An 11605-nucleotide genomic window follows, 5' to 3' on the forward strand; every position below is an offset into this window, starting at 1 on the left:
ACTGCAACGATGAGATTACGGCTAATTGCAAACTCAACTCGAACAGAACCGACTTACATTCGTAGCACAAGTGGTTTACAATGTCTCAGCGTGGGCGAGCGTTACTTCGCGAAGCCGCAGAGCAGGCACGCACTGATGCGGATAAAACATCATTTACGTTCGACCCAGAAACCGTCGAGATTAATGACGCAGATGTGCTGACCCGACTTGATCCGGCTGTCCAGGAATGGTGGGTCAGCCAATTCGGTCGATATGTTGCTGAGAATGATGGATTCTTTACACCGCCACAACGAGAAGCGATTCCTCTCGTTGATAATCAAGAGAACGCACTTGTTTGTGCACCGACGGGATCCGGGAAAACACTTGCATCGTTCACCGCGGTATTGAATGATCTCTTCAAGCGTGCTCGTAGACGCGACGACGGACTTGAAAACCAGGTATACTGTTTGTATATCTCACCGCTGAAGTCGCTTGCAAACGACATTCATCGAAATCTCGGTGTGCCGTTATCGGGGATTCGCGAGCGAATTATCGCTGACGCCAAATCCGAGTCCAAATCCGAGTCCGAGTCCGAAGCCAATACTCAATCGACAAATACAGCAGCCACAGACGGAAGTTCAGGTAGTAAAGAGGATGTCGATTCGAGTATCAACGTGAGACACGCAATTCGTCACGGCGATACCGATTCAGCGGAACGACAGCGAATGCTTGAGGAAACCCCGCATATTCTGAATACAACACCAGAGACACTCGCAATCTTACTGAATGCCCCAAAATTCCGCGAAAAACTTCGTGGGATTGAATATGTCATCGTCGATGAAATTCATAGCCTTGCTGCCAATAAACGTGGCACGCATCTATCAGTCTCACTGGAACGGCTTGAGGAACTGACAGAGACATCACCAACGCGAATTGGCTGTTCAGCGACGGTCGAGCCACTTTCGACGGTTGGGAAATTCCTTGTTGGATATAACAATGATGGCACCCCGCGTGAGTACGAACTCGTTGATACACGATTCGTTCGTGAATTTGATTTGAGTGTTGAGTGCCCGACTGATGATTTGATTCACACGCCACGTGGGAAGGTACAAGCACGGTTTTATGACCGGCTTGAGCAACTCATTGATAATCACAAAAACACAATCGTATTCACCAATACGCGTTCAGGTGCCGAGCGAGTGCTCTCGACACTGCGAGATCGTTCAGACACATTCGATGAATCAAATTCTGGCTGTCATCACGGGAGTCTCTCAAAGACTCGGCGACAAGAAATTGAATCAGAATTGAAGGCAGGAACACTTGATGTTGTAACAACCTCGACAAGTCTTGAACTCGGGATTGATATGCCGCATGTCGATCTTGTTGTCCAGGTTGGATCGCCAAAGTCCGTTGCTGCGTTACTACAGCGGGTTGGTCGTGCAGGACATCAACTTGGTGAAACCGTTGAGGGACGGGTGATTGCACTTGATAGAGACGAACTCGTTGAATGTGCGGTAATGTTACAGAAAGCCGAGTCGGGATTTGTTGATCGGGTGTTTATTCCTGAGGGTGCCCATGATGTCGCTTCACAGCAGATTTATGGGATGGCAATTAACGAAATTAGACGAGAGGCGACCTTTCGGCAGATACTGACGCGCGCATATCCATATCGCAATTACGATGACGATGACTGGGAGGAATTACTTCGATATCTGACCGCGGATTATGATGGACTCGATGAAAAGAACGTTTATCCAAAGATCTGGCGCGATACAAATGACGCCCCATCCGGTGAACATCATTATGACGAGTTCCCTGTCGGTACTCCTTTGATTGGTAAGCGAGGGCGACTTGCAAGAGTTATTTATATGACAAACATCGGGACGATTCCTGATTCATTCTCGTGTACAGTCCTGACTCGGAGTGAGGATAAACAGGTCGGCACACTCGATGAGGATTATCTTGACACACTCGAAACGGGTGATGTATTCGTCCTTGGTGGAGACCGATTCGAATATCGATATCGACGCGGATCAAAGGTGTATGTTGATCGGACGAGTGAGCGTCCAACTGTCCCGTCGTGGTTTTCTGAGCGACTTCCATTATCATATGACCTTGGTCGTGAGATTGCTTCGTTCCAGGGTGAGGTAATCAACCGATTGGAAGCTGATGGGGTGACCGCAACTCGCCAATGGCTTGATGAATTTCCTATTGATGCGAATAGTGCTCGCGCAATCACTCGGATCTATGACCAACAGCGACAGTATACCGGAGCGACAAGCGTTTCAACGGATGATCGTCTTGTTGTTGAGGAAGAGCTCGATCGAGATTCATACCGACGGCGATTTTATATTCACTCAACGTACGGCCGTCGATTCAATGATGGACTCTCACGATTATTGGCGTATCACTGCGCACAACAGACGAATGCAAATGTGAAGATTGCTGTCGCCGATAATGGATTCACACTTGTAATGCCGCTGAATCGCAAGGTGGACGTTGGCGCAGTACTTGAATCAATCGAGCCAGCGGCAGTGCGGTCAGACCTCCGATCAGCGCTTGATGGAACTGATCTTCTGAAGCGATACTTCCGAATCAACGCAACACGGTCGCTCATGATTTTGAAGCGGTACAAAGGATATGAAAAATCCGCTGCACAACAACAGGTCTCCTCAGAGATGTTATTATCATTCGCGGAAGAACTTGATTCATTTGCGGTGATTGATGAGACATATAGGGAAATTCTTGAGGATAAACTGAATGTCGATGCAATTGAGGATGCACTCAGGAATATCCAAGATGATGAATTGATTGTCGAGACTGTCCAAGTTGATTCACCATCACCGCGGGCATTCGGACTCGCAACGCTTGCGGCGAGCGATGTTGTGCTTGCAGAAGACGAAAGCGCTGTGTTACAAGAGTTCCATGCTCGTGTGCAAGCAGAAATCGGTGATGAAGAAACAGCATCTGAGACGGAAACACAAACATCATCAAGCTGACCATCACGAATCGGAACCCGACGTGCGACCTATGGGCGAATAGAGTTGGAGACTGATATTAAACTGATGAGAGTCTATTTAGACTCTCACTAATAGCTAGCGTAATCATGTCGGGGATGCGTTGAATCATTGCAATATGGAAAATACAAGTCTCACCGGTATTGGCAATGGTGACAAATAATAGACAGACAATATGAGACAAACGTGCTATTGCTTCGCCCATTCGAGCAGTGTTGCATAGAAGGGATCTGATGAGAGTGCCGCCGTATCCCCGACAAGAACAAGTCCCTTTCGAGCGCGCGTAATTGCAACATTGACGCGGCGGGTATCCTCAAAGATCGGCTCCTCAAGTGAGTTGGTGGCGACAAATGAGATAATGATAATCTCCTTTGCTGACCCCTGGAATCGATCCACGGTGTCGACTGTTACTGATGTTCGTTGACTAATCGCAGCGACCTGTGCCCGAAACGGGGCAATAACACCAATGTCAGATGGGTCAACACCCGCATCGATGTATGTCGTGACAATATCTGCAATACGGTCAGCTTCAGTTAGATTTGTGTTGCCATCTCGGGTCCCGTCTGGATCAATAAAGACGACTGGATCCCGAAGATGTGCTGGAAGCGTGTGGGTTTCTGTTTGATCATTTTGATGTGCGTCCAATCGCTGTTGTTTTTGTTGTCGATAGCTATCGCCGCCATCTGTTGCAGGACCAGTAGGTGTCTCATCAAGCAGGTCAGTTGGTCGCTGCGTTGCGACCGTTCGTGTCGCTGGTCGTAATTCACCATCATAGAACTTCTGTGACGAAAAGGCCTGAATCCGCTGTGCCATCCGATATTGTCGATCCAACAGGACTGATGCTTCAGGATGCGTGTCGATAAGTCGCTCGAATAGTGACGTCTGAAGATCAGTATCAGCGCGAACAACCGGCGGAAGTTGTTGATGATCACCAACAAGAACGACGCGGTCTGCAAGAGCAACTGCAGCAAGTGTATTTGGCTCGGTCAGTTGTGACGCTTCATCGATGACGGCAATATCAAACGACTGCTCACGCATAACTCGCGACCCACACGTTGCTGTCGTCGCAGCAACAACTGACGCCGATTGAAGTGCTGTTGCGCATGCCGCCGGGGAGCCGGTGTCATCAAGTTTGACATCCTGCATCGAATCATCAATCCCGGCGTTCGTCCCGACACGAACAATGCTCTCATCGGAAACATCAACATCCGGATCACGGACAGCTGTAAGTGCATTATCGACCGCACGATTCGTGAACGCTGAGAGAAGTACACGATCACCACGGGCAACAAGAACTGACAGCAGTTGTGCAATCGTATACGTCTTGCCGGTGCCAGGAGGACCATGAATAAGTGCAAAGTCCTCAGCATTGACCGCACGTTTTACAGCACGGTTCTGTGCGTCGTTACTCGGAATGTATGTCTCATCCGCACGATTACTAAATGTTGGCTCACGGCGATTGAAGAAGACAGCCTTCTGTGTGTCATCACCGCGAAGAATGAAATCATCAAGCGCCGTTAACATCCGATCAATACCAATCTCAGATGGATAGACATCAAGTCGCTTCAGTGTGATTTTCTCATCTGCGGTGACAACAATCGTTCCATCACCGTTATTATCTGCATCAAGTGTCTGTATTCGACACACCTCTGACTGTCCTGTGATTGGATTCCCATTACTCCCAAGGGCAGTGTCCCCACTTCGAAGTTTTGAGACAGCATCGTCATCACGAGTTGCACGAATTTCCCATCTTCCAGTGTCGAGTTGTGTGGCTCCTGCTGGTGTCAGATTGATGAGTGCTCTGTCATCACTCGCCCGTTCACTTGGGGATTGTGTCCATAACTTTCGGTATTCATCGTGAACAGCACGACGTTCACGCTCAATCGCGTGATAGAACTGCTCAAGATACTCTCGTTCATCAGCAGGGAGTGTCTGCCCAACTTGCCCGGCTTTTGATTCTTGATCAAGTCGTCCGGCAACGACACGGCATGTGTCCTGCTCGAAACAATATTCACAGATTGCATCTGCTTCATATCCGGTTGGAATAGACATGTCGTGTTCCATCGCAGCAATCTCATTTCGCTTGCGGACAACGAATTTCAGTAACCCGGGAGCAATCGAGAAATCCTTTGCTGGAGAGAGATCACCCGTTTCTTCATTCCGGTCGACAGCCGTGTTTTTTGTATAAAGTAGGGTCCCTGTATTCACATCGATACCGCGATTGACAAGAATGAGCGCATACGCAGCCGCCTGAATTTTATCCTGGAATCGAGGGTCATGATCTGTGTTCTTCCCGGTTTTGAGCTCAACAGGGATACCTCGGCGGAGTGCATCAGCACGCCCTTTGATTCCAAACGTCGGTGAAATGAGTGTTTGCTCTGAGCGCCATGTATCTTCAGATCGACCAAGCGTTCCCTGGTCAAGCCAGCCCTCAATCGCAGTTGCATTCTGTCTGACTTCCTCGCGAACAGCATCGGCATCGCGACCAAGCAGACCCAACTCAAGTCCAGCCTCATCAACACGGTCATCAATCGAGGAGGAAAGGTCACGACCACGAAGAAGATCCCCAAAGACCTCATGGACAATTGTTCCCTTCACCACGGGATATTTCAGTGGAATGCCAGAGAGCTTGTTCAAATAATACATCCGTGGACATTGCACCCATGATCGGATATCTGTGACATCAACAATGAACGAGGGCTCAAGAATGACATACGAGTCACTCGTCGTTGAGTATCGTGGATCCCCGCGATATTCATCGAGATCAACATTGGTCACAAGCAACTCCATCTCGGGTTCAGCATATGTCATCGTCTCTGCCCAGTCACCCCATAGTGTGAGCGTTCGGATTGGATCCTCTGTGAGAGATGAATCAGGAATATCGAGTTCGGCAGTTTCATTTGCCGGAAGGTCATCTACACGGAGAGTTACCTCAACAAGCGTCCGCGATCCTTGGTTTGTGGTGACCTCACGCTCGTCATCAATCCTGATGATTTGTCCACGGATTCGCACATCGCATATCTCCGGGTGGACGAGTAAGACGCTATCGGTCGTATTATTATAGTTGAATTAAAAATGATTCAATTGCGCATGTGACATGGAGATAGCCGTTATCCTCTTTCACTCGGGACTCCATATATTACACTCGGCTCTGCACGTTTAAATAGGGGCGTGATGTAGGCAGCATTGAAACTTGATGCTGCCGATTACGGATTTCCTCTCGTGCACCGACGTGCTGGATGAATTCGACTCGCTATCATATCATCAAACGACTCACGCCAAAACGTACGTGACAGGTCTTGCTGCGGGCCGCAGCAAGACTGTAACCGGAATTGCACGAGAGGTCCTTCCTGCCGGAAGTGACCGAGCACTCAACAAGTTCATCACCGAATACGATTGGGATGAGGATCAGCTCAATCACGAGCGGTTAGAGGAACTGCAAAAACACGGAGAGACACGCTGGTCACAAAACGGCTATATCGTTATTGACGATTCAGTCATCCAGCGAACCGGGAAGTCCCTTCCCGGTGCTGGAGAGTTCTACGATCACTCTGAGGGTGAGCCTGTTTGGGGACAGAACCTCGTCTACGCGTTCTATACCGATGATAAAACGTCCTATCCACTTGCTTTTCGCCAGTACGAGAAGGTCGACGACGAGGACGAGGAAGACGAACAGGAGACAAAATACGACCTCGCACGAGAGATAATCACGGAATTAGAAGAAGAGGTAGGTGTGCCTGCGGGCACCTACCTCTTCGATGCATGGTTTGCTCATGACTCCGGTCTGATCGAACACGTCGAATCACACGGCAAGGACTGGATTGGACCACTACGGGGCAACCGACAGGTGACCTACGCGAACAAAGAGAGACGCGTCGATGCGCTCGAAGAGTGCATCGACAAGGAAGAGCGAGAAGTTGACGGTGAAACGTACAAAATTTGGACTAAGACAGTCCCTGTCTCGAAATTAGGTGAAGTTCGGCTGGTAATCACAGAGAAGGTTACCGATGAGGACAAAGAGAATCCAGTAAAGTATCTTGCGACGAGCAAGATTGACGCGCCTTCGGCACACATTATTCGGAGCTATTCGTACAGATGGCGAGTAGAGACATTCTTCGAGGACTCGAAAGAGGATCTTGGCTTAGGAGACTGCGAGGTTCGTGATTCTGACGGTGCCAGTCGTCACTGGCACCTTCAGATGCTGGCCTACAGCCTTCTTCGGCTTGGTCCGGAATCGAGCGCCTCGGAGCGACTTGTCTCGAAAGCCTCGTCGCTCCGATCACAACTCGAACACGGTCTCAAGGAGACGATCTACAACATGTTTTCCTGGGTGCGCGATCAACCAGACCGCGATCTCGATGGACTGATGGAAGACATTGACCACCTCTTTCTCCATTCTGAGGGTAGTTTATAAACGTGCAGAGTCGAGTATTACATATATCTATGCATATCAGAGATTGGCAAGATATTCTAACGGACGTAACAGAGGCGGATGTCGACCCGGATGGATGGCGAGCCGTTGCTGGAACGCGACAGGAAGGTCTTGGTGAGGACCTCTTCTTAGGGCATCCAAATGCCGGAGTATATGAACTGAAGACGTATGCAAAAAACCCGCGAGAACTCCGAGGTGTCGGGACTCAGGTTGCACGACGGATTGATGATGAACTTGACCCACTGCTCCCACAGCAAAACCGACAACAAGATACTGAATCTGAGGAGCAAGGTCGGTTTGCAGTACAGTCACCACCAAGTGATGAAGAACATGCAGAGTCGATGGCAAAGCGTCTTGAGGAGACCGTTCGCGTTCACTCTGAAGCACCGACCTCACCTGATGATTTCTTCACCGACGTAATGGACGCGCTTGAAAGCCCGGCGTTTGGTCCAATGAAATATGAATTCGATGGTCGACCAGAGGAGCTAGATAAGCTTACTGAGACGTTTGAAGATACTGATGACTTACTTGCAAAGGATCTTGATGACCTCGTTGAGAGTGACGAGGTAAGTCGTGGATTCCAGTGAGGATAGAGAGAGCATTATTGATTTCATCGTCTTCGTTTTGAGATGCTGACGAATTGGCGATAGTGAGGATAATTCGCTGCAATCACCAGTATCATATTATTTGAAATATGATGTGACGTATGGTAGCAGTGTAATGGTCGGACCAAGCATGACCGATGACGAGCGGACAATCGCCGGTCGGAATCTAAAGATTGGATTTGTTGCGCTCGTCAGCGCATCTGGCGGGCTCACCGCTCTACAGGCTGGTGGAGGAATTACTATTATTGCTGCTGGTCTTATTGGTGGATTGGCGCTTGGAAGCGCGTTATTATGGTTCTTAGTTCAGTGGTGGCAGTCGCTGTTTGTGAAGACTAGTCGCTAATCGTCAGAGCGTGTCATCGCTTCTCGACGGACATATTGATCGATGGGTCCACCGGGTGGGTATTGTAATGTTGTAATCACATCACCCGGAGAGTATATCACTAATTCGAAGAGAGTTAGGTGGGATTAAATACTCGCGCTTGACACATTAACAAGACACGAACTATCACATGAGTGATTTTGATACCGGTGCACCTTCTTGGCGTGAAAAACTCCGCGCACTCTGGCAAGTCGCACAATTTGCCCCACGATTGACTGCAGGAATCATCATACTCGGGGTTATTGTCGCCGGATTTGAGGGAATTGGTCTTGGATTTATTCTTCCTGTCGTTGAGTTGGTGCAAACGAGCGGTGATCCAGTTGCTGAGGCAGACGGAATAATGGGAATATTCGTGACGGGGTATCAGATTCTGAATATTCCATTTACACTCGGAACGGTTGTCGTCGGGGTTGCAGTCGCTATGGCCATCCGCTATACAGGAAGTTTTTCAATAGCGTGGCTCAAGGCGACTATTCGAACATATTACGTTCGCTATTTGCAAAAGGAAGCATTTGATCATGCACTCGATGCGAAGATATCCTATTATGATGAGGAAGGATCTGATGATATCCTGAATGCGATTGTTACGCAGACAAAATTTGCTGGACAAGTAATTAGTGATACAATTAATCTAGTTAAGACAGCTTTACTTACGCTTGTCTATCTCTCTATCGCGTTTGTTCTTTCTCCAACCCTCACCACATTTACCATCGTATTCCTTGGAGGGCTGACTTATTTACTCAGAAATGTTCTCGATTCAGGATATGATATTGGTGATAAAGTCGCTGATGCGAACGAACAACGACAAGAAGCCGCACAAGCCGGCACACAGGGAATTCGTGATATTCGAATCTTTGGAATCGCCGATGAGCTTCGGGAGGATTTTGCACGCGCCGTAGACAAGTTCACGACGTCTCAGATCAAGTTACGGCGGAATGAGGCTGCTCTTCAAAGTGGATATAATTTTGCTGTTGCTGTGTCTGTGTTTGTGTTGATATTTTTCGCACTGCGTTTCGCGGATTTGTCACTTGGGTCACTCGCTGTCTTCCTCTTTGCAATGTTCCGTGCCGGTCCGAAAGCAAGTCGGCTGAATCAATTATTATACAGTGTCGAAAATAAGCTTCCACACCTGGTTCGAACACAGCAGTTCATTGAGAAACTGGATCAATACGAGGAACCGACTGATGCAACACACGAAGCACCGGATAAAATTCGTCGGGTTGATTTCAACGATGTTTGGTTCTCTTACACGGACGAAGAACAAGTGTTGACAGGAATCAATTTCACACTCAATCGTGGGGATTTCATTGCATTCGTTGGACAGTCTGGAGCAGGCAAATCAACGATTGCGGCATTACTCGCGCGGATGTACGAACCAGACAATGGTGAAATTACGGCAAATGGAGCATCGATTGAGGAGATGAATATTGATGCATGGAGAAATCGGCTTGCCGTTGTTCGTCAGCAGCCATTTATTTTCGATGATACACTTCGATACAATCTCACAATCGCCAATCGAGATGCATCGCGGGCAGAGATTGACCGTGTCTGTGAAATCGCAAGGGTCGATGAGTTCTTTGATGAATTGCCGAACGGGTATGATTCTCTATTAGGCGACGATGGTATCCGATTATCCGGTGGACAAAAGCAACGTGTAGCACTCGCACGAGCACTTCTTGCTGACGCTGAAATATTGGTTCTGGACGAAGCGACGAGCGATCTAGATACCAATCTAGAGAAAGATGTACAAGAAGCAATCGAGCAGATGGATCGCGAATACAGTATCGTGACGATTGCACACCGACTGTCAACCGTCAAGAATGCTGATCGGATATACACAATCGAGGATGGAAATGTCTCTGAATTTGGACAGCATGATGAATTAATCAGTCAGGATGGAACGTATGCAGAATTGTATGCTACCCAGGTAAGCGGATAGAGAATAAAAATTAAGGAATATCCACTACCGGTTATTGAACGAGAGCACAGAATTTTTTCTCTCAGATAACTCATATAACTATCTACTCTGTTACAAGTAGCCCATGCCGCATATATCTCAACGATAATCTACGTCATTTCGCTAAATTACTTAATTCTAGTTAGACATACAATTCAGGGATTAACGCGGTCAATCCAGTATTGTGGATTATCAAGTTCAGACTCATCTGGTAAGTAGCGTGGATCCTCCCAGACAGTTGCTGCAGCCTTGACCCCACGTTGATCAGCAATTGTTTCGAAGAACTGTGCTCCGCGCTCATACTGTCGTTCCTTCACACCAAGCCCAAGTAGTCGTCGGAATAACTGGGCGACTGGTCCGCCACCACCGCGACGAGCGTCGAGTTTTGCACGGAGATCTGCATACTCCTCATCAAATGCTCGATCCATCAGTAGCTCTGCATATCCCTCAACAGCAGTCATGACAATATCAACATCACTGAATGCAGATCGATCGAGTCGACCACCCGTGAGGGCTTCAAGTCCAGATTCAATACGATCTTCAATATGTGTCCGTAGCCACGGAGCAGCTCCAAACTCAGCTGCATGTGCTACTTCATGAAATGCAATCCATCGGCGAAAGCGTGGATACTCAACATCTAATTCTGCGGCAACATCAACGATATTTGGATGAACGAAATACAGCTCATGGTTATTCTCGTTTGTCTCGATTGTATCAGTTGTTTGCGAGAGGAGTTGTGGGTCATACTGCCCAAGAACGTTTCCTGAGAGAAATGCCAATGCGGCTGCCATTGAGCCAGTGTTGACCATCCGAGTTGCATATCCAGAGGGACCATTCAGCGCATTGGTATCGTCAATCAGTGTCGCAATATCAATCGGATCCAGCATTCGTTCAAACGTTTTGATATTTGCGTCAATCCAGTGATGTCGGTTCTGCACCTCAATTGTCTGTGGGATATCAAATTCAAGCCCACCAACAGTTCGGAGTCGAGACCGGGCATCTCGAACATCGGTTGCGTATGCACGACGCTCTGCATCATCAAGCGTGAGCATTCCCTGATCGCGCGCTTGCTTTGCCGCTTCCGCAGTTGCACGCCAGTCAATCCATTCTGTCTCGCCACCACGGGCGTTAGCAACAGCACGGACACTCTGATAGAGACTCATACACTAATATAGACCGGAAGGCGCAAAACCCTTATCCGCGAATGTGTCGGCTCTACTCAAATCTCTCTAG

The 11605-nt window shown here is 48.4% G+C and carries 7 protein-coding genes; 5 read left to right on the forward strand and 2 right to left on the reverse strand.

Annotated elements, in window-relative coordinates; translation table 11 throughout:
- Window positions 1–80 precede the first annotated feature (80 nt).
- Entirely contained in the window at window positions 81–2978 is a 2898-nt protein-coding gene (locus HQRW_RS10440) for an ATP-dependent helicase (protein ID WP_014556559.1), read from the forward strand.
- A 207-nt stretch (window positions 2979–3185) separates the two neighbouring features.
- On the opposite strand, the gene HQRW_RS10445 is transcribed toward HQRW_RS10440, so the two are convergent.
- Window positions 3186–6008 (reverse strand): AAA domain-containing protein, encoded by a 2823-nt coding sequence (locus tag HQRW_RS10445; RefSeq protein ID WP_014556560.1) that lies wholly within the window; start codon window positions 6006–6008, stop codon window positions 3186–3188.
- A gap of 184 nt (window positions 6009–6192) precedes the next feature.
- Here HQRW_RS10445 and HQRW_RS10450 point away from each other — a divergent pair, with 184 nt between their 5' ends.
- The 4 genes from HQRW_RS10450 (at window position 6193) to HQRW_RS10465 (ending at window position 10354) form a co-directional block, all read left to right on the forward strand.
- Complete coding sequence (locus HQRW_RS10450; protein WP_014555765.1) at window positions 6193–7410, forward strand: IS701-like element ISHwa4 family transposase; 1218 nt, start codon at window positions 6193–6195, stop codon at window positions 7408–7410.
- A 29-nt stretch (window positions 7411–7439) separates the two neighbouring features.
- Complete coding sequence (locus HQRW_RS10455; RefSeq protein WP_014556561.1) at window positions 7440–8015, forward strand: hypothetical protein; 576 nt, start codon at window positions 7440–7442, stop codon at window positions 8013–8015.
- A 112-nt stretch (window positions 8016–8127) separates the two neighbouring features.
- A complete protein-coding gene (locus HQRW_RS10460; RefSeq protein WP_231852310.1) occupies window positions 8128–8376 on the forward strand; it encodes a hypothetical protein in 249 nt (82 codons plus the stop codon).
- Window positions 8377–8545: 169 nt separating this feature from the next.
- Window positions 8546–10354, forward strand: coding sequence for an ABC transporter ATP-binding protein (locus HQRW_RS10465; protein ID WP_014556563.1), 1809 nt, complete (start codon window positions 8546–8548; stop codon window positions 10352–10354).
- A gap of 173 nt (window positions 10355–10527) precedes the next feature.
- Here the strand turns inward: HQRW_RS10465 and HQRW_RS10470 are convergent, their stop codons facing one another.
- On the reverse strand, window positions 10528–11535 hold the full coding sequence (locus HQRW_RS10470; protein WP_014556564.1) for a zinc-dependent metalloprotease: 1008 nt from the start codon (window positions 11533–11535) through the stop codon (window positions 10528–10530).
- Between the last annotated feature and the right edge of the window lie 70 nt (window positions 11536–11605).

The organism is Haloquadratum walsbyi C23, from assembly GCF_000237865.1.
GTDB lineage: Archaea > Halobacteriota > Halobacteria > Halobacteriales > Haloferacaceae > Haloquadratum > Haloquadratum walsbyi.